Annotated in this window: 18 protein-coding genes; all 18 read right to left on the bottom strand. The window is 76.2% G+C overall.

The genetic code is table 11. The features are described 5' to 3' along the window. Positions 1 to 177: 177 nt before the first annotated feature. The 18 genes from Q0789_RS04735 to Q0789_RS04650 all read right to left on the bottom strand — a co-directional run bounded on the left by Q0789_RS04735 (position 178) and on the right by Q0789_RS04650 (position 17,613). Positions 178 to 1,065 (bottom strand): flagellar hook protein FlgE, encoded by an 888-nt coding sequence (locus Q0789_RS04735; RefSeq protein WP_298802644.1) that lies wholly within the window; start codon positions 1,063 to 1,065, stop codon positions 178 to 180. A 95-nt stretch (positions 1,066 to 1,160) separates the two neighbouring features. After that, the gene (locus Q0789_RS04730) at positions 1,161 to 1,619 is read right to left on the bottom strand and encodes a flagellar hook capping FlgD N-terminal domain-containing protein (RefSeq protein WP_298802642.1); all 459 of its coding nucleotides are present in this window, start codon (positions 1,617 to 1,619) and stop codon (positions 1,161 to 1,163) included. A 66-nt stretch (positions 1,620 to 1,685) separates the two neighbouring features. Beyond that, entirely contained in the window at positions 1,686 to 3,662 is a 1,977-nt protein-coding gene (locus tag Q0789_RS04725; protein ID WP_298802640.1) for a flagellar hook-length control protein FliK, read from the bottom strand. After that, positions 3,659 to 4,798: a transglycosylase SLT domain-containing protein gene (locus Q0789_RS04720; RefSeq protein WP_298802638.1), complete on the bottom strand. Its 1,140-nt coding sequence runs from the start codon at positions 4,796 to 4,798 to the stop codon at positions 3,659 to 3,661. Before Q0789_RS04720 ends, Q0789_RS04725 begins: the two co-directional genes overlap by 4 nt. Continuing rightward, a complete protein-coding gene (locus tag Q0789_RS04715) occupies positions 4,795 to 5,268 on the bottom strand; it encodes a hypothetical protein (RefSeq protein ID WP_298802636.1) in 474 nt (157 codons plus the stop codon). Before Q0789_RS04715 ends, Q0789_RS04720 begins: the two co-directional genes overlap by 4 nt. Beyond that, a complete protein-coding gene (locus Q0789_RS04710) occupies positions 5,265 to 6,638 on the bottom strand; it encodes a FliI/YscN family ATPase (protein WP_366917642.1) in 1,374 nt (457 codons plus the stop codon). The genes Q0789_RS04715 and Q0789_RS04710 overlap by 4 nt, the downstream gene beginning before the upstream one ends. A 170-nt stretch (positions 6,639 to 6,808) precedes the next feature. Continuing rightward, positions 6,809 to 7,561, bottom strand: coding sequence for a FliH/SctL family protein (locus Q0789_RS04705; RefSeq protein ID WP_298802632.1), 753 nt, complete (start codon positions 7,559 to 7,561; stop codon positions 6,809 to 6,811). Beyond that, positions 7,545 to 8,582, bottom strand: a complete 1,038-nt coding sequence (fliG, locus tag Q0789_RS04700) for a flagellar motor switch protein FliG (protein ID WP_298802631.1) — start codon at positions 8,580 to 8,582, stop codon at positions 7,545 to 7,547. Before fliG ends, Q0789_RS04705 begins: the two co-directional genes overlap by 17 nt. Beyond that, the gene (gene fliF / locus Q0789_RS04695; protein WP_298802629.1) at positions 8,579 to 10,210 is read right to left on the bottom strand and encodes a flagellar basal-body MS-ring/collar protein FliF; all 1,632 of its coding nucleotides are present in this window, start codon (positions 10,208 to 10,210) and stop codon (positions 8,579 to 8,581) included. The genes fliG and fliF overlap by 4 nt, the downstream gene beginning before the upstream one ends. Then, positions 10,210 to 10,554 carry a flagellar hook-basal body complex protein FliE gene (locus Q0789_RS04690; RefSeq protein WP_171203829.1) on the bottom strand — a complete coding sequence of 115 codons (345 nt, stop codon included), beginning with the start codon at positions 10,552 to 10,554 and terminating at the stop codon, positions 10,210 to 10,212. The genes fliF and Q0789_RS04690 overlap by 1 nt, the downstream gene beginning before the upstream one ends. A gap of 5 nt (positions 10,555 to 10,559) precedes the next feature. Further along, positions 10,560 to 10,970, bottom strand: a complete 411-nt coding sequence (locus tag Q0789_RS04685) for a flagellar basal body rod C-terminal domain-containing protein (protein ID WP_171203826.1) — start codon at positions 10,968 to 10,970, stop codon at positions 10,560 to 10,562. A 7-nt stretch (positions 10,971 to 10,977) separates the two neighbouring features. Continuing rightward, positions 10,978 to 11,292 (bottom strand): flagellar basal body rod protein FlgB, encoded by a 315-nt coding sequence (gene flgB / locus Q0789_RS04680; RefSeq protein ID WP_363325924.1) that lies wholly within the window; start codon positions 11,290 to 11,292, stop codon positions 10,978 to 10,980. A 515-nt stretch (positions 11,293 to 11,807) separates the two neighbouring features. Beyond that, positions 11,808 to 12,254, bottom strand: a complete 447-nt coding sequence (locus tag Q0789_RS04675) for a hypothetical protein (RefSeq protein ID WP_298802624.1) — start codon at positions 12,252 to 12,254, stop codon at positions 11,808 to 11,810. A 77-nt stretch (positions 12,255 to 12,331) separates the two neighbouring features. After that, positions 12,332 to 12,817: a flagellar export chaperone FliS gene (gene fliS / locus Q0789_RS04670; RefSeq protein ID WP_298802622.1), complete on the bottom strand. Its 486-nt coding sequence runs from the start codon at positions 12,815 to 12,817 to the stop codon at positions 12,332 to 12,334. Positions 12,818 to 12,995: 178 nt separating this feature from the next. After that, entirely contained in the window at positions 12,996 to 14,363 is a 1,368-nt protein-coding gene (gene fliD, locus Q0789_RS04665; RefSeq protein WP_298802620.1) for a flagellar filament capping protein FliD, read from the bottom strand. Between the two features lie 223 nt (positions 14,364 to 14,586). Beyond that, the gene (locus Q0789_RS04660) at positions 14,587 to 15,435 is read right to left on the bottom strand and encodes a flagellin (RefSeq protein ID WP_298802618.1); all 849 of its coding nucleotides are present in this window, start codon (positions 15,433 to 15,435) and stop codon (positions 14,587 to 14,589) included. 216 nt (positions 15,436 to 15,651) lie between these two features. After that, positions 15,652 to 16,521, bottom strand: a complete 870-nt coding sequence (locus tag Q0789_RS04655; protein WP_298802616.1) for a flagellin — start codon at positions 16,519 to 16,521, stop codon at positions 15,652 to 15,654. Positions 16,522 to 16,752: 231 nt separating this feature from the next. Continuing rightward, positions 16,753 to 17,613: a flagellin gene (locus tag Q0789_RS04650; protein ID WP_298802613.1), complete on the bottom strand. Its 861-nt coding sequence runs from the start codon at positions 17,611 to 17,613 to the stop codon at positions 16,753 to 16,755. Positions 17,614 to 17,652: the final 39 nt, after the last annotated feature.

Here is a 17,652-nt window from a genome sequence, read left to right as displayed (position 1 = left end):
CCGGTCCCCTGACCTGGGACGACGTCCGCGGACGTGGTGCGTGGCCGGTGCTCTGCAGGTCGCTGCGCGGGCAGCCGACGGGTGGGAGCGCACGACCGCCCGGTGCCGCGTCGAGCGGCACCGGGCGGACGGGTGCGGGAGCGGGCGCGCCCGGGGAGGACGCGGGCCCGTGGGGCGTCAGCGCTTGAGGTTGACGAGGTCCTGGAGCAGCTCGTCGGAGCTCGTGATGACGCGGCTGTTCGCCTGGAAGCCGCGCTGGCTGATGATGAGGTTGGTGAACTCCTGCGCGAGGTCCACGTTCGACATCTCCAGCGCGCCGGTGGACATCGTGCCCGCGGCGCCCTGGCCGGGCGGGTCGATGACGACGTTGCCGGAGTTGACGCTCTCGCGGTACATCGACGAGCCGGCCTTCTCGAGGCTGCCGTTGTTGGCGAAGGTGGCGACGGCGATGCGCGCCACGGCCTGCTGCGTGACCTGGCCGGCGGCGGCCCGGTAGACGCCGGTGATGACACCGTCGGAGCCGATGCGGTAGCCCATGAGCGCCTGGACGCCGCCGTCCGGGTCGGCGGGGGCGGAGGCGTTGAGGTTGATGTCGCCCATCGTCGCGCCGGTCTGCGGGCCGAAGACGCCGGTGTTGTCCGCCTGCCAGCCCTGCACCTTGGCGCCCTCGCTGTTGACGAAGGTGCCGTCGCGGTCGAAGTCGAAGGAGCCGGCGCGGGAGTAGAGCTGCTCGCCGCCGCTGTCGACCACGAAGAAGCCGTTGCCGTCGAGCATGACGTCGGTCGCGCGGCCGGTGGACTGGGTGGCGCCCTGCGTGAAGTTCGTCGTCATGCCGGCGACGCGGACGCCGAGGCCCACCTGCGAGGGGTTGACGCCGCCGCGGTCCGGCGGGCCGGCCTGCGGGGCGCTCGCGCCCTCGATCATCTGGCTGTACGTGTCCTGGAACGTGATCGCCGAGCCCTTGAAGCCGTTGGTGTTGACGTTGGCGATGTTGTTGCCGGTGACGTCCATCATCATCTGGTGGGCCCGCAGGCCGCTGATGCCGGTGAACAGGGAACGGAGCACGGGGCGCCTCCTCAGGCGGGGTGGTGCGGGGTCGGTGTCGCTGGTCTGCGTGTCTTGTCTGGGCGTGGCGGGTGGTGCGGGTCGGGTGCGGCGGGTCAGGCGGTCGCGGTGGTCGTCACGCCGGTGACCTGCGCGAGCGGGACGTCGGCGTCGCCGACGCGCAGCACGGGGCCGTCGGCGGTGAAGCGGACGGCCGAGACCGCGCCCGACCCGGAGGTCTTCAGCTCGGTGTCGGCCCACTGCACCGTCTGCCCCACGAGGGCGGACGACGACAGCTGCTGCTGCGACGCGAAGGCGGCCTGGCTCGAGCGGACGAGCGTCGTCAGCTGCTCGACGGTCGTCATCTGCGAGGTCTGGGCCATCATCTGCGTCGTGTCCATGGGCTGGCTGGGGTCCTGGTAGCGCATCTGCGTGACGAGGAGCTGCAGGAACGCGTCCTTGTCCAGCTCCTGCTTCGGCACGCGGACGGCCTGGCTGGAGCCCGTGGCGTCGACGGACGTCGCCGGGGTCGGCGCCGGCGTGAAACCGGACGGCATACCGGAGATGGCGGGCACGGGGTCCTCCTGGGACGACGGGTCGGGCTGGTCGGGTGGGCTGGGCGAGCGGGACGGGTGGGGCGCTCAGACGACGAGGTCCACGCGTCCCGGTCCGGCAGCGCCGCCCCGGACGCCCGGCGGGGCGCTCGAGGTGCCGGCAGCGGCGGTGACGGGCTCGCCGCGGGCCGGGCGGCCGTGCGAGGGGCGCCCGCCCGCGCCGTGGCCGGTGGTGCCGGCCCAGGCGCCGCGGCCGTCACCGTCGGCGCCGGAGCCCTCCCAGCCGGACGCGCCGAGGGAGACGCTGCCGCCCGCGGTGGAGCCCATGTCGCGGCGCAGCTCGGGCAGGGCCTGGCGCAGCGCCTCGTGGCCCGCCTCGGTGGCGGCGTGCAGCTGGACGGAGAGCGACCCGCCCGAGACGTCGGCGACGACGCGCACGGCGCCGAGGCCCTCGGGCTGCAGCCGGACGACGACGCGGTGGACGCCGTCGCCGAGGCGGCGCAGGGCCGCCGCGCGCGGGACGAGCTGGTCGGCGACGCCGGAGCCCGAGCGGGCCGAGGCGGCCACCCAGGCCGCCGTGCCCGTCGAGGCCGCGGCGTCCACGGCCGCGACCGCGGGGGCGGCGCTCGCCGCGGCGGCGTTCGTCGGGGCGACGTTCGCCGGAGCGGTGGCAGCGGCCGTCGTCGAGGCCGGCCCGGTGGTCGGGGCCGCCGGCGCGCCGCCGGGGCCGGTCACCGCGGGAGGACCGTCGGCGGACGCGGTGGGCGACGGGAGCGGCTGGCCCGCAGCGGCGCTCGGGGCCGACGAGCCCTGCCCCGGGCTCTGGCCCTGGCCCTGGCCCTGGCCCGAGGAGCTCTGGCCCGTCGAGCCGTCACCGAGGGCGCCCTGAGCCGTGGAGCCGGGGTCCGCGACGGTGCCGGCCTGGGCCGCGACGCCGTCGGCCGAGGGCTGCGGGGTGGCCGTCGTCGAGGGCGCCGGTGCGGTGGTGCCGGGCGGGACGCCGTCGGCCGTGCCGACGGGTGCGGGTGCGGACGGCGCAGCGCTGTCGGGCGCGAGGGCCGGCGCCGTGGCGCCGGACGTCGGCGCGGGGGACGCGGGGACGGGGCCGTCGACCGTCGGGGCGGTGCCGGACGGGGCGGTGCCGGACGGGGCGGTGCCGGACGGGGCCGGGCCGTCGGGCGAGCTGCCGTCGACGGGAGGGCCGTCGGGGACGGGACGGCCCGGCGCCTCGACGGGTCCCGGCGCGACGTCCTCGGACGGGTCGGCGCCGGGCGCCGTCCCGTCGGTGACGGCCGGGTCCGGGACGGACGACGTGCCGGCCGCGGGCGCGGACGTCGCCGACGGGTCGCCGGCGACCGCGATGCCGACGGCGGCGGGAGCCGGCGCGGCGCTGCCGGCCGCCGCGGCCTCCGCCGTCGGGGCAGGGGCCGACGAGGTGGGGGCGGTGAGGACCGGACCGGTGGGGATCTGGGCGATGGGGGCCTGGCCGGTGGGGACCTGGGCGTCAGCGGCGACCGCCGAGGGCGCGGAAGACGCGGCCACCGGCGGGACCGCAGCGGGGGCACCCGTGGTCGGGGAGGACGTGGTGGAGGACGCGGCCGCGACCACCGCGACGGGTGCCGCGCCCGCGGACGGCGTGGTCGTCGGCACGGCTGCGGCGAGCGCCGGGTCGGCGGCCGGCGTGCTCGGCCCTGCGACGACCGGCGTCGCGGGGACGACGGAGCCGTCCGGCGCCGTGCGGTCGGCCGTGGCCACCGCGTCGCGCGGCAGGGGCTCGGTCGACGCCTGCTCCCCGCCGCGGACCTGCGGGTGCGGCCCGCGCAGCTGCGCGAGGACGCGCCGCTCGTGCGCGCCGGGGCTCGGGTGCGCCGGGGGGCGCCCTCCGCGGTCGTCGCCGACGGGCGTGCGTTCGCGCGGGCGGTCGTCCGGGGCGGCCCCGGCGCGCGCCTGGCCGGCGAGGAGCTCGGCGAAGCCGCCGTCCCCGCCGCCGCGGCGCGGGCCCTCGCCCGAGGGGCCGGGGAGCGTGCAGGACGGCCCGCGGCCCGTCACGGGTGCGGCGCTCACGCGGCGAGGCCGAGGGCTGCGGTGATCTTCTTCACGTACTGCTGCGTCTCCCGGTAGGGCGGCACGCCGTCGTAGCGGGCGACGGCGCCGGGCCCGGCGTTGTAGGCGGCGAGGGCGAGCGGGACGGACCCGTCGTAGCGGTCGAGGTGCTGGCGGAGGAGACGACCGGCGCCGTCCACGGCGGACGCCGGGTCCATGGGGTCGACCCCGAGGCCGCGGGCCGTGGCGGGCATGAGCTGCATGAGGCCGCGGGCACCGGCGGGCGAGACGGCCGACGGGTTCCCGCCCGACTCCTGCTGCGCCACAGCGGCGAGCAGGCCGGCGGGCAGGCCGTAGCGCTCGGTGGCGGCGGCGAGCAGCGGCTCGTAGCGGCGGACGTCGGCCGAGACGGCGCTGCGGATCGCGCTGGGGCGCGCGGCCCCGGCGTCGAGCGCCGTCGTCCCCCCGGCACCCGCCGCGTGGGCCGCGCCGGTCGTGCCGGCCGTCGAGCCGCCCTCCCCCAGCACGCGGCGGATCGCCGTGGGGGTCTCCCAGACCGTCGAGATCTTGACGACGTCGCCCTTGTGCGGGGCGTGGAGCATCTTCCCGTCGCCGACGTAGATGCCGATGTGGCCGCCGCCGTCGAGGACGACGAGGTCCCCGGGGCGCGCGGACGCGAGGTCGGGCACGGGGGCGCCCACGGTCCCCTGGTCCTTCGCCACGCGGGGCAGCTGCACGCCGAGGTCCTGGTAGACCCGCTGCACGAGGCCCGAGCAGTCGAGACCGGTCGCCGGGTCGGTGCCGCCCCAGCGGTAGGGCACGCCGAGGTACTTCCGGGCGGCGGCGACGACGTCGTCCCCGCTCGCCCCGCCGCGGGCGGAGGGCGACGCCCCGGCCGTGCGGGCGGCGGGACCCCCCTCGACGAGCCCGGCGAGGAGGTCGGAGAAGCCGCCGGCGCCGGCGGTCGTGGCGGTTGCGCCGGCGGGGGCCGCGGGGGTGCGGCCGGAGGCGGTGGTCGCCGCGCCGGCCGTCGTGCCCGTCGTCGTCCCGAGCGCCCAGCCGCCGGCCGCGGCGGAGCGCGCGGCCGACGGCGCGAGGTCCGCGATCATCGACTGGATGCCGGCGATGCGGGACTGGACCGCGGCGATGCCGCTCACAGGCGCTCCTCGTCGGGGTCGTCGGTCGGGTCGTCGGTCGGGTCGTCCGGCAGGTCGGCCCAGGGGCCGCTCGGCCCCGCCCTCAGGTCATCGATCCGCCGCTGCTCCTCCTTGAGCGCCTGGCGGGCCCTCTCCTCGGCGCGGCGGGACTCGAGCTGCTCCAGCGCGCGCGTGCGGGCGCGGGCGGCGGCCCAGCGGCGCTCGGCCTCGCCGGCGCGCTCGGCGGCCAGCTCGGCCTCGCCCTGGGCCTCGAGGAGCCCGCCGCGCAGCGCCGAGCGGGCCGCGACGGACGCGGCCCAGCCGGCGGGGCCTCCCCCGGCCAGCTGGTGGGCGCCCAGCACGGCACGAGCCTCCTCGTGGAGGCGCCGGGCGACGCGCGCCTCGGAGGCGGACATCGCGCTCTCGCCGGCGGCGAGCTTCTCCTGCGTGCGCCGCACCCGCAGGAGGCCGGCGAGGCGGAAGCCGCTCACGCGGCGGCGCCCTGGTGGGCGCCGCCGTGGAGCGACGGGGCGTCGGGGTCGAGCAGCCGCGCGAGCCCCGACAGGGCCGCCCACGACGTGCCCGGGTCCGCCAGGGAGTCGACGGACTGGGTGAGGAAGGCGCGCGTGCTCGGCGCGGCCGCGAGCGCGGCGTCGACGAGCGGGTCGGCGCCGGGCACGTACGCGCCGACGTCCACGAGGTCCTGCGCGTCGCGGCGCGCGGCGAGGGCCCGGCGGACCGCCGTCGCGTCGGCGCGCTGCTCCGCCGTCGTCACGCGGGAGGCCACGCGGGAGACGGAGCCGAGGACGTCGACGGCCGGGAAGTGGCCCGCGGTCGCGAGCTTGCGGTCGAGGACGACGTGCCCGTCGAGGATGGAGCGCGCGGCGTCGGCGACCGGCTCGTCGTGGTCGTCGCCGTCGACGAGGACGGTGTAGATGCCGGTGATCGACCCGACGACGCCGGGGCCCGCCCGCTCGAGCAGGCGCGGCAGCAGCGCGAAGACCGACGGCGGGAAGCCGCGCGTGGCGGGCGGCTCGCCGACTGAGAGGCCGATCTCGCGCTGGGCCGTGGCCACGCGGGTGAGGGAGTCCATCATGAGGACGACGTCGAGGCCCTGGTCGCGGAAGTGCTCGGCGATCGCCGTCGCCGTGGCCGCCGCCTTGAGGCGCACGAGCGGCGGCTCGTCGGAGGTCGCGACGACGACGACGCTGCGGGCGAGGCCCTCGGGCCCGAGGTCGTCCTCGAGGAACTCGCGGACCTCGCGGCCGCGCTCGCCGACGAGGGCGAGGACGACGACGTCGGCGCGGGCGCCGCGGGCCACCATCGACATGAGGCTCGACTTGCCGACGCCGGAGCCGGCGAAGAGGCCGAAGCGCTGCCCGCGGCCGGCGGGGACGAGGGTGTCGAGCACGCGGACGCCGAGCGGCAGGGGCTCGCAGACGCGCTGGCGCTGCAGGGCCGGCGGCGGCGGCGCCTCGAGCGGCACCTCGGCGAGGCCGGCGGGCAGCGGCGCGCCGTCGAGGGGGCGCCCGAGGCCGTCGAGCACGCGCCCGAGGAGGGCGTCGCCGACGCGGACGGTGAGGCGGGGGGCGGAGCGGCGGACGGGGACGCCGGCGGCCAGGCCGTCGGCGGTGCCGAGCGGCATGCACGCGAGGACGCCGGCTCGGACGCCGACGACCTCGGCGCGCACGGGCGGGACGCCCTCGTGGCCGATGTCGAGGACCTCGCCGACCCCGGCCGTGAGCCCGACCACCTCGACGGCCAGCCCCGTGACGGACCGGACGACGCCGAGGGCGAGGGGGCCGCCGGCGCGGCGGGCGGCGGCCACGCGGGCGGCGAGAGCCTCGAGCCCGGCGGGCATGGCCGGCACGGGGACGTCGGCCGCCGTGTCGGGCAGCGGCACGGCGCTCGGCCGGGGCGGCTCCTCGACCGGGGGGCGGCGCTGCGCCGGCGGGGAGGCGAGCGGGGCGGACCAGCGGTGCCCCACCAGGGAGGTCGGGCGCTCGTCGTCCGCGCGGCTCGCCGGGACGCTCACGCGCCGCCGCCGAGCAGGACGTCGGCGGCGCGCTGCAGGGCCTGGTCGAGCCGCGCGTCGACGCTGCCTCCGGGGTGCTCGGCGACGGCGTCGCCGCGCCCGAGCGCGGGGTCCTCGAGGAGCTGCACGCCCTCCGGGACGTCGCCCGCGCGGCGGACCTCGACGAGGTCGGCCGGGTGCAGGTGCACCGTGATCCGGCCCGCGGGCGGGCAGGGCGCCAGCGCGCGCAGCAGCGCCGCGCGGGCGCCGGCGCCGGCGCGCACCTCGGCGCCGACGACGGCCGCGGCCAGCTCGAGGCCCGTGCGGGCCAGGGCGTCGGTGAGGTCGGCGAGCGCGGGCGCGTCGCGGGCCTCGAGGTCGGAGGCGGCGCGCAGCAGCGCCGTGAGCGCGAGCCGCGAGCTCGCCTCGCGGCGCTCCTCCGCCTCGAGGCGGCGCGCCGTCTCGGCCTCCAGGGCCGCCCGCGCGCGCTCGTCCGCCGCCGCCGCGCCCTGCGCCCAGCCCGCCGCGTACCCGGCGGCGTACCCGGCCGCCCGCCCCGCGTCGGGGGCGGCGGGGCCGGCGGCGAGCCAGGGGGCGGGTCGGTGGGACGCAGCAGCGGCGGGTCGGTGGGACGCAGCAGCGGCGGGTCGGTGGGACGCAGCAGCGGCGGGTCGGTGGGACGCAGCAGCGGCCGGTCGGGTGACGGGGTCTGACCCGGACGGGTGGTGCGCGCGCGGCGCCGGCACGAGGACCTCAGGAGACGTACTCATCAGCACCTTCTCGGCGCAGGACGATCTCGCCTGAAGCCTCGAGGCCGCGGATGACGGCGACGACCGAGCCGCGGGCCTCCTCGACGTCGGAGAGCCGGACGGCGCCGAGCAGGTCGATCTCCTCGAGGAGGTTCTCGCGGGCCCGCTCGGAGACGTTGGACAGGACCTTGTCGCGCGTCGCGTCCGCCGTGCCCTTGAGGGCGAGAGCGAGCACGGCCGTCTCGACCTGGCGGGCCAGGAGCTGGACCGCCTTGTCCTCGAGGCCGGTGATGTCGTCGAAGACGAACATCCGCTGGCGCACCTGCTCGGCGAGCTCGGCGTCGACGGTGTCGAGGCCCTCGAGGACGAGCTTCTCGGTGGCCGGGTCGGCCCGGGCGAGGACGTCGACGAGCGGCTGGAGGCCGCCGACGGGCGCCGTGGAGGCGGCCGCCGGGATGATCGTCGAGCTGCGGCGGGACAGGTCCTCGGCGACGAGCTGCACGAGGTCGGGGTCGGGGCGGTCCATGACCGCGATGCGGTGCGCCACCTCCGTCTGGATCTCGCCCGGCAGGCCGGCGAGGACGGTGGCCGCCTGGACCGGCTGCAGGTGCGCCAGCACGAGGGCCGTCGTCTGCGGGTGCTCGCCGGTGAGGAAGCTGAGGATCTGGCGGGGGTCCATCTCGAGGAGGAACTCGAAGACCTTGCCGGGGGTCGCGATCGCGACGCGCTCCATGACGTCGTCGGCGCGGGTGCTGCCGAGCGTCGCCTCGAGGAAGGAGCGGGCGACGGCGACGCCGCCGCGGGTGACCTGGAAGCCGCCCGTCTGCGCCATCTCGCGGAACTCGGTGATGACGTCGTCGGCGACCTGCGGGTCGAGGGCGCCCAGCTGGGCGATCTCGGCGGCGAGCTCCTCGACCTCCACCGGGCCCATCCGCGACAGGACGCGGGCGGCGTGCTCGCGGCCGAGCTGGACGAGGACGACGGCGGCCTTCTGGCTGCTCGTCAGCGTCCCGGGCTCCCCCCGGACGGCGAGGGCGCTCACCGCTTGTCCGCCGTCAGCCAGCCGCGGAGGAGCTCGGCCACGTCGTCGGGCGAGCTCTCCGCCAGCTCGACGACCTGCTCGCGGGCGACCGCGGCCGGCGGCTTGGCCACCTGCTCGAGGGCCGGGCGCGGCGCCGGGACGGCGGCGATCGCCTCGGTGGGCGGCGGCGCCGGCGCGGGCACCGGCTCCATCGGGCCGAGGTCGATCGGCTCCTCCTCGCCGCGCTTCTTGCGCCGGCGCAGGGCCGCGATGGCGGCGACGACGAGGAGGAGCAGGACGACGGCGAGCACCGCGACCGTCTGGATGAGCGCCGTCCGGGCGTCCGCGGCCTCCGCCGCGTCGGCCGCGGCCGCCGCCTCCGCCGCGGCGTCCGCACCGGCGGTGTCGAAGGGCATCTGGGAGACGCTGAGGACGTCGCCGCGGGCCGCGTCGATGCCGGCCGCGGCGCTCACGGCCGCCTGCAGCTGCTGCAGGTCGATGGTGCGCGAGGCCTCGGTGTCGACGACGACCGACACCGACTGGCGGCGGACCCCGCCCGGGGCGGCCTGCGTCTGCGTCGTCGTCTTGTTGACGCCGTTCGTCCGGTCGGTGCTCGAGTTGGTGTACCCGCCGGCGTCCGCGCCGTCGACGCCCTGGGTCTGCTGCGTCGGCACCGCGATGTTGTCGGGGCCGAAGATCCCCGTGCCGCCGAGCTGGCCGCCGACGAGCGCGCCGCTCGCCCCCGTGTACTCCTCCTCGGAGCCGCTCTCGGCGAGCGCCAGGGGGCCGCCCTCGGGGTTGGTGAAGACCTCCTCGGTGCTGCGGACGTCGTCGAAGTCGAGGTCCGCCGTCACGGTCGCGACGGCCTTGCCCGGGCCGACCACCCGGTCGAGCACCTGCTGCAGGTCGCCCTGCACGCGGCTCTCGTAGTCGGTGGTCTGCTGGTCGCGCATGCCGCCCGCCGCGCCGCCGGCTCCGGCCGCGGACAGGAGCGTCCCGGCGGCGTCGACGATCGTCACGTCCTCGGGCTTCATGCCCTCCACGCTGGAGGAGACGAGGTTGAGGACCGACTGCACCTGGCCGCCCGTGAGCTCCTGCCCGGGCCGCGTGGTGACGAGGACGGACGCCGTGGGGGTGCCCGCCGTGTCGGCGAAGACGTCGTCCTCGGGGATGGCCAGCTGCACGCGGGCGCTCTCGACGCTCGCGATCGAGCCGATGGTCGTGGACAGCTCGCCCTCGAGGGCGCGCTGCCACGTCGTCCGCTGCTGGAACTGCGAGGCCGTGACGCCCTGCTCGTCGAGGAGCGCGTAGCCCGTGCCGGCGTCGCCGGGCAGGCCCGCGGCGGACATGTCGAGGCGCAGGTCGTAGACCCGGTCCCGCGGCACGAGGACCGTGGAGCCGCCGTCGGCGAGCTCGTAGGGCGTCCCCGTGCTGTCGAGCTGCTCGGTGATGGCGCCGGCGTCGGCCATCGCCAGGTTGGTGAAGAGCGGCGTCATGGTGGGGGCGCTGGCCCAGCGCCAGAAGAGCACCCCGCCGGCGACGAGCGCGACGACGGCGACGACGGCGACGACCTTCTGCGCGGCGGTGGACGAGCCGAAGCTCGCCCCCAGCTTCTTGAGGGGCTCGAGGGCTCCCGCGGCGGCACCCATCAGGCCTGCAACCTCATGATCTCGGAGAAGGCCTCGACGGCCTTGTTGCGGACGGCGACGGTGAGCTCGGTGGCGAGCTTCGCCTGGTTGGCGGCGATGACGTAGTCGTGGACGTCGGTGAGGTCACCCGTCGCGGCCTGCACGGCCTTGACGTCGGCGGTGGCCTCCATCGACTGCACGGTCTGCAGGCCCTGGGCCATGGCCGCGCCGAAGGCGCGGGTGACGTCGGCGCTGCTCGAGGGCTGCTCCACGAGGCCGGCCGGGGCGACGGAGCCCGTCGGCAGCGACGGCAGGCTCGGCGCGACGCCGCGGACGCCGACGGAGCCGATCGCCTCGACCCCCATGACGCTCACGCGCCGCCGCCGATCCGGAGGGCGGCCATGTAGGACTCACGGGCGCGGTCGACGACGGCGAGGTTCGCCTGGTAGCCGCGCTGGGCCATGATCATCTGCGACATCTGGCTGCTGAGGTCGACGTCGGGGTAGCGCACGTAGCCCTCCGCGTCGGCGTAGGGGTGGTTCGGCTCGTACACGAGGCGGCCCTCCGGCGAGGAGCCGGCGGCGATGCCCGCCACCCGGACGCCCCCGGTGCCGGTGCCGTAGTCGACGGCCTCCGCGAGCACGCGCTTCTCCTGGTAGGCGGCCTCCGTCGTCGGACGGGCCGTGTTGACGTTGGCGATGTTGTCGCTGATGGCGTCGAGCCACTTGCGGTGCACGGTGGCGCCGGTGCCCGCGATGCCGATGGCCTGGAAGATGGTCACGGGAGCCTCACTGGGTCCGCATCGAGGTGCGCAGCAGCGACATCCGGTCCGTCACGGCCTGCGTGACGAGCTGGTAGCGCAGCACCGTGTCGGTGTTGTTGATGGTCTCGGTGTCGAGGTTGACGTTGTTGCCGTCCTCGCGCGTCGGCTCGAGGGAGCGCGCGGTGGTGTGGCCCGTGGAGGCCACGCGGCGGGTCTCGCCCGACCGCACGGCGTCGCGCAGCGAGTCCTCGAACTGGACCCGGCCGGCGAGGAAGCTGGGGGTGTCGATGTTGGCCACGTTGTCGGCGATGGCCCGCTGGCGGGCCGACAACCCGTCCATGGCGACCCTGAGCGCCACGCTCGTCACGTCTGCGAACACCGGCGTGCCCTGCCTTCGGCTCGTCCCCCCGGCGCGGCCGGGAGGTGGTGCGACGGCCAGTCCGTGGCCGGGGGGGTGAGCCCTTCCTTGGCTCACAGGGGGCTTCGGCCGCACGGGTGGTTCCCTTGAGCGCAGGGCCGGGAGGGTGATCACGCGATGCGCCGGAGGGGTGACGCCCCGGCGCGCCTCCGCCGCCGGCGGCGTCGGGTGCGGTGTGCGGCAGCCGCTGTCGCCGTCCGCCCCCCGGAGGGGCGATGTGCGGCCATGTCGCCCCCGCGACCGCCCTCGGACGGCGACGTGTGGCCATGTCGCCCCGAAGGCGCCTGTCTCCAGGGCGACATGGCCACACGTCGCCGTCCGAGGGGGCTGGGCGGGTGACGACGTCGCGGGGCCGGGTGGCGACGCGCGAAGGCCCCGCGTCTCGTCGTCGAGCGCGGGGCGGTGGCGCCAGCCGGGAGGCCGGACGAGAGGCTGGGCTAGAGGGCGACGTCGAGGTAGAGCGCCTGCTCGCCGTCGCGGCGGGTCTCGCGGGCGTCGGCCAGGGCGTCGACGGCGCGGGCCTGGCGCCGGTTGAGGACGATGGCGCGCCCGAGGGCCTCGGCGGTGCGCGCCTGCCGCTCGGCGAGGGCGCGGGCGCGGTCGGCCAGGGGCGCGGGCAGGGGGCCGAGCCCGACGGGCGGCGCCCAGGGGCGGCGCGGGGTCGCCGGCGGGGCCTCGGCCTGGTGGTGCAGCCGGGCGAGGAGGTCCTCGGCGGCGGCGACCTCGAGCTCGAGGTCGCCCAGCGCCGCCTCCCACTGCGCGTGGAAGGCGCGCCCGCGGTCGTCGTCCCCGACGGGCGCGGTGGCGTCGACGACCGGAGCGCGGTCGCCGTCGAGCCGCGGCGCCGGGCGCCCGTCCGAGCGGCCGTCCCGGGGTGCGGGCACGGCGGCGCGACGCTCCTGCCGTGCCCGCAGCGCGGGGAGGAGCCCCCTGCGCCGGCTGCTCGTGTCCGCCACCGGGGTCAGGCGCTGACCGAGAGCAGGCCGCCGGCGGCGACGTCCACCGCACCGGTGCGCTGGGAGGGCAGGGCGGGAGCGGCCTGGGCGGCGGGAGCGGACTGCTGGGCGACGGCCTGGGCGGCCTCGTGCCAGGCGTCGCGCAGCGGCTCGACGAGCCCGCGGCAGGCGGCCGTGCGGGCGACGTCGCCACTGATGTTCGCCTCGACGAGCTCGGAGGCGAGGAAGGTGTAGAGGCTCGCCAGACCGGCGGCTCCGGCCCACCCGGAGGCGCCCGTGGTGTCGAGGGAGCCGTGCAGCTCGGTGACGACGTCCTGGGCGTGCTGCAGCTGCACGTTGGCGCCGGCGCGGTCCCCGGCGGCCTGCGCGCGCTCGGCGCGCGAGAGGTCGAGCACGAGCCGGTCGTAGAGCATCGTCAGCAGCTTGGCCGGCGAGGCCGTAGCCACGGCGTCGGCGAGGAAGCGGGCGCGCGCGGCGGCGGGGTTGTGCACGGGAGGTCCCTCTCGTCGTTCCCGTCCCCCACCGGTCGGCGGAGGTCGGAGGTGGTCTGCGGTGGCGCGGGGCGCGGTCACCGGCGCGGTGCCGGCGGCGCGCCGGCGAGGTCGGGCCCGCGGGCCCCGGGGGCGGCGCCCCGCCGGGCAGGGCGCCTCCCGGCGCGGTGCCCGGAGGTCAGCTCCAGCTGGGCAGGCCGGCGATCTGGCTGGCGAGGTAGCCCCCCTGGGAGTTCAGCCCGGAGAGGGCCGTCTCGAGCGCGGCGAACTGCCGGTCGAGCGTCGCCTGCCGGAGCGCGAGCCGGTCGTCCCAGCGCGAGATCTGCTCGGTCAGGTCGCTCGCGGTGCCGCGGCGGCCGGTGATGGCCGTGGTCACCGAGCCGGTGGTGGGGTCGCTCGCCTGCTTCGCCACGGCGGCCAGCCGCTCGGCGAGGCCCGTGACGATCGACTCCGCCCTCTGCGGGTCCGAGGCGGCCAGCGCGTCGAACTTCGCCTGGTCGAAGCTGAGGGTCCCGTCCCGGCTCAGCTCGATGCCGGCCTCGGAGGGGGACACGCCGCTCGCCGTGACGGCGGACATCAGGTTCTGCACCGTCGAGCGCACCACGCTGTCACCCGCGAGCGGGCCGGTGGTGCTCGCGCTGCCGCCGGAGCCCGGGGTCGCCGCGCTCTGGCTGCGCATCTCCTGCAGCGCGATGTTGACCGAGTCGACGAGGCTCTTCGTCGCCGTGGCCGCCGACGAGCGGTCCCGCTCGACGGAAACGGTGACGAGCTCGCCCGTCGCCTTCGTGGGCGTGATGGTGGCGCCGGGCAGCAGCCCGTCGAAGGTGCCCGTCGCCGACGACAGCACGAAGCCGCCACCGAGGTCGATCTGCGCGTCGCGGCCCTCGGCGAGGACGACCTCCTCCCCCAGGGCGGGGTCGACGCCCGACAGCTCGAAGCGACCGGCCTCGCCCGTCGTGGTGCTGGACACCTGCAGCCGGTACTGGCCCGGCGAGACCTGCAGCACGGTGGCGCGCATCCCCAGCGACGAGTCGCCGTTGATGGCCGCGGCCACGTCGCTGACGGTGCCGTTGCCCCCGACGAGGAGCCGCACCGCGTCGGTCCCCTTGCTGGGGAACTCGATGGCGACCTCGTACGGCGGGCCGTCGACCACGGTGGCGTCGGCGGCGACGTCCGCCCCCGTCACGACGGAGTGGGCGGCGGCGAGGTGGTTGACGGAGAAGCTCACCGAGCCGGGACGGCTGTCGGCGGAGGCGATGCCGGTCGCGGTCACGTCCGGCGACGAGGAGCGGGCCGTCGTCGCCGTCCATGCCGCCCCCGGCGCCGGCGTGCCGGCCGTCGTGGTCGGGAGGACCTTCGCGGCCATCGTGGCGATGGAGGACAGCCGCGTGTTGATGGACTGGAACGCCGAGACCTGCTTCTCCGCGGCGCTGAGCTGCTGCTTGAGCTTCGTCTGCGACGCCGACTCGACGGCCATGAGCGCGCTGACGATGCTCTTGGTGTCGAGGCCGCTCGACAGGCCTCCGATCGAGAGCCCTCCGGCCATGTCCATCTCCTCGGTCTGGGGTGGTGCGGCTCCCCCGCCGGTGTCGGAGGACTGCTGTGGTCTGTGCATCGGCGCCGGGAGGCGGGAGCTGAGCCCGCCGCACCGGGCGGGGCGCCGTCCGGGTGAGCAGATCCCCCGGACGTCGCAACGGCGGCCCCGAGCTCGCTCGGGACCGCCGTTGCGGGTGCTGCTGGTCGTGCGTGCGGGCTGACGCCCGCCGTGCTCAGCGGAGCAGGGACAGGACGCCCTGGCCCATCTGGTTGGCCTGGGCCAGCATCGCCGTGCCGGCCTGGGACAGGATCTGGGACTTCGTGAAGGACACCATCTCCGCGGCCATGTCGGTGTCGCGGATCCGGCTCTCCGACGCCGAGAGGTTCTCGACCGAGACGTTGAGGTTCTTGATCGTCATCTCGAGCCGGTTCTGCTTCGCACCCAGGTCCGCCCGCGCCGTCGAGACGGTGCCGATCGCCGTGTCGATGAGGGCGATCGCCGACTGGGCACCCGACGGCACCGCGGGCGGGCCCGCCGCTGCGGGGGTCGTGACGTCGATGGTGTTGAGGCCGAGGCCGGTGGCGTCCATGTCGGTGCCGATGGCGACGGCGATCTGCTCGCCGCCGTTGGCCCCGACCTGGAAGGCGCCGTTGTACGTGCCGTCCAGCAGCTTCTTGCCGTTGAACTGGGTGGTGTCGGAGATCCGGGTGAGCTCCTCGCGCAGCTGGACGATCTCCTTCTGGATGTTGCCCTTGGCGGAGGCGTTGAGGCCACCGTCGTTCGCGGCCTGGACCGACAGGTCGCGCATGCGCTGCAGGATCGAGGTGCTGGTGGACAGCGCACCCTCGGCGGTCTGGACGACGCTGATGCCGTCCTGGGCGTTGCGGACGGCGACCTTGAGGCCACCGACCTGCGAGCGCAGGCCCTCGGAGATCGCCAGGCCGGCCGCGTCGTCCGCCGCGCGGTTGATCCGCAGGCCGCTGGACAGCTTCTCGAGGGAGCTGGACACCGAGTTCTGCGTGACCGACAGGTTCCGGTAGGCGTTGAACGCGGCGACGTTGTTGTTGATCTGGAAACCCATGACTGTCTCTCTTCCCTGAGGGTCGTGCGTCGGACGGCCCCCGTCCGTGGGGGCGTGCTCGTGTCATCGGCCGAGCGGGCGGGGACCTGAGCGGGCTCCCCCTGTCGTCACCCGGACGAGTCGCCCGGGGACGCCGCAGCGGCGGCCCCGGGCCTGGGCTCGGGACCGCCGTTGCGGGTGCTGCTGGTCGTGCGTGCGGGCTGACGCCCGCCGTGCTCAGCGGAGCAGGGACAGGACGCCCTGGCCCATCTGGTTGGCCTGGGCGAGCATCGCCGTGCCGGCCTGGGACAGGATCTGGGACTTGGTGAAGGACACCATCTCCTGCGCCATGTCGGTGTCGCGGATGCGCGACTCCGACGCCGAGAGGTTCTCGACCGAGACGTTGAGGTTCTTGATCGTCATCTCGAGCCGGTTCTGCTTCGCACCCAGGTCCGCCCGCGCCGTCGAGACAGTGCTGATGGCCGTGTCGATGCGGTCGATGGCGCCCTGCGCGCCGGTGCCGTAGGCGGTGATGACGCCGTTGCCGTCGCGCGTGCTGGGCGTCGAGGCGGCGGTGACGTCGATGACGCTGGTGCCGAGACCGGCGGCGTCCATGTCGGTCGTGATGGCGACGGAGATCTGCTCGCCGCCGTTGGCCCCGACCTGGAAGGCGCCGGTGTAGCCGCCGGTCAGCAGCGCCTTGCCGTTGAACTGCGTGGTGTCGGAGATGCGCGTCAGCTCCTCGTTCAGCTGCGTGATCTCCTTCTGGATGTTGGTCTTGGCGGAGGCGTTGAGGCCACCGTCGTTCGCGGCCTGGACGGACAGGTCGCGCATGCGCTGCAGGATGGCGGTGCTGGTGCCGAGGGCGCCCTCGGCGGTCTGGACGACGGAGATGCCGTCCTGGGCGTTGCGGACGGCGACCTTGAGGCCACCGACCTGGCTGCGCAGGCCCTCGCTGATGGCCAGGCCGGCCGCGTCGTCGGCGGCGCGGTTGATCCGGAGGCCGCTGGAGAGCTTCTCGAGGGAGCTGCTGACCGAGTTCTGCGTGACCGACAGGTTCCGGTAGGCGTTGAACGCGGCGACGTTGTTGTTGATCTGGAAACCCATGAGGTGTGCCTCTTCCGTGAGGTGGTGCGGTGGTGGTCGCGCCCCCGTCCGTGGGGGCGTGCTCCTGTCATCGGCCGCGCGGGCGCGGGCCTGAGCCGGCTTCCCCCGACGTCACCCGAACGGTGCCCGGGGACGCCGAAGCGGCGGCCCGAGCTCGCTCGGGACCGCCGCTGCGGGTGCTGCTGGTCGTGCTGGTGGTGCTGGGCACTCGCGGGCTCGCGCCCGCCGTGCTCAGCGGAGCAGGGACAGGACGCCCTGGCCCATCTGGTTGGCCTGGGCCAGCATCGCCGTGCCGGCCTGGGACAGGATCTGGGACTTCGTGAACGAGACCATCTCCGCGGCCATGTCGGTGTCGCGGATCCGGCTCTCCGAGGCGGACAGGTTCTCGACCGAGACGTTGAGGTTCTTGATCGTCATCTCGAGCCGGTTCTGCTTCGCACCCAGGTCCGCCCGCGCCGTCGACACCTTGCCGATGGCCGCGTCGATCGTCGCGAGGGTGCCCGCGGCGTCGACCACGAGCGGGACGTCGGGGTCCGTCCCGGGGGTGGCACCGGCGGTCGCGACACCGAGCCCGACCGCGCCGAGGCCGGCGGGCGTGCCGCCCGAGGTGATCGTCACGGAGATCTGCTCGCCGCCGTTGGCCCCGACCTGGAAGGCGCCGTTGTAGGTGCCGTCCAGCAGCTTCTTGCCGTTGAACTGGGTGGTGTCGGCGATCCGGGTGAGCTCCTCGGAGAGCTGGTTGAACTCCTTCTGGATGTTCCCCTTGGCGGAGGCGTTGAGGCCACCGTCGTTCGCGGCCTGGACCGACAGGTCGCGCATGCGCTGCAGGATCGAGGTGGAGGTCGACAGGGCGCCCTCGGCGGTCTGGACGACGCTGATGCCGTCCTGGGCGTTGCGGACGGCGACCTTGAGGCCACCGACCTGGCTGCGCAGGCCCTCGCTGATCGCCAGGCCGGCCGCGTCGTCCGCCGCGCGGTTGATCCGCAGGCCGCTGGAGAGCTTCTCGAGGGAGCTGCTGACCGAGTTCTGCGTGACCGACAGGTTCCGGTACGCGTTGAACGCGGCGACGTTGTTGTTGATCTGGAAACCCATGAGGTGTGCCTCTTCCGTGAGGTGGAGCTGATGGTGGTC

The organism is uncultured Pseudokineococcus sp. (assembly GCF_947499845.1).
Classification (GTDB): Bacteria; Actinomycetota; Actinomycetes; order Actinomycetales; family Quadrisphaeraceae; genus Pseudokineococcus.
The sequence above is the reverse complement of the archived record's forward strand: the minus strand, read 5'-3'. Positions and strand labels throughout refer to the sequence as shown.

Excerpts from the sequence above, each read along its gene's own strand:
- Q0789_RS04710 (WP_366917642.1), bottom strand. The coding sequence starts at position 6,638 with ATGCCCGCCGGGCTCGAGGCTCTCGCCGCCCGCGTGGCCGCCGCCCGC.
- Q0789_RS04705 (WP_298802632.1), bottom strand. The coding sequence starts at position 7,561 with ATGAGTACGTCTCCTGAGGTCCTCGTGCCGGCGCCGCGCGCGCACCAC.
- fliF (WP_298802629.1), bottom strand. The coding sequence starts at position 10,210 with ATGGGTGCCGCCGCGGGAGCCCTCGAGCCCCTCAAGAAGCTGGGGGCG.
- Q0789_RS04690 (WP_171203829.1), bottom strand. The coding sequence starts at position 10,554 with ATGGGGGTCGAGGCGATCGGCTCCGTCGGCGTCCGCGGCGTCGCGCCG.
- flgB (WP_363325924.1), bottom strand. The coding sequence starts at position 11,292 with ATGGACGGGTTGTCGGCCCGCCAGCGGGCCATCGCCGACAACGTGGCC.
- fliD (WP_298802620.1), bottom strand. The coding sequence starts at position 14,363 with ATGGCCGGAGGGCTCTCGATCGGAGGCCTGTCGAGCGGCCTCGACACC.
- Q0789_RS04660 (WP_298802618.1), bottom strand. The coding sequence starts at position 15,435 with ATGGGTTTCCAGATCAACAACAACGTCGCCGCGTTCAACGCCTACCGG.
- Q0789_RS04655 (WP_298802616.1), bottom strand. The coding sequence starts at position 16,521 with ATGGGTTTCCAGATCAACAACAACGTCGCCGCGTTCAACGCCTACCGG.
- Q0789_RS04650 (WP_298802613.1), bottom strand. The coding sequence starts at position 17,613 with ATGGGTTTCCAGATCAACAACAACGTCGCCGCGTTCAACGCGTACCGG.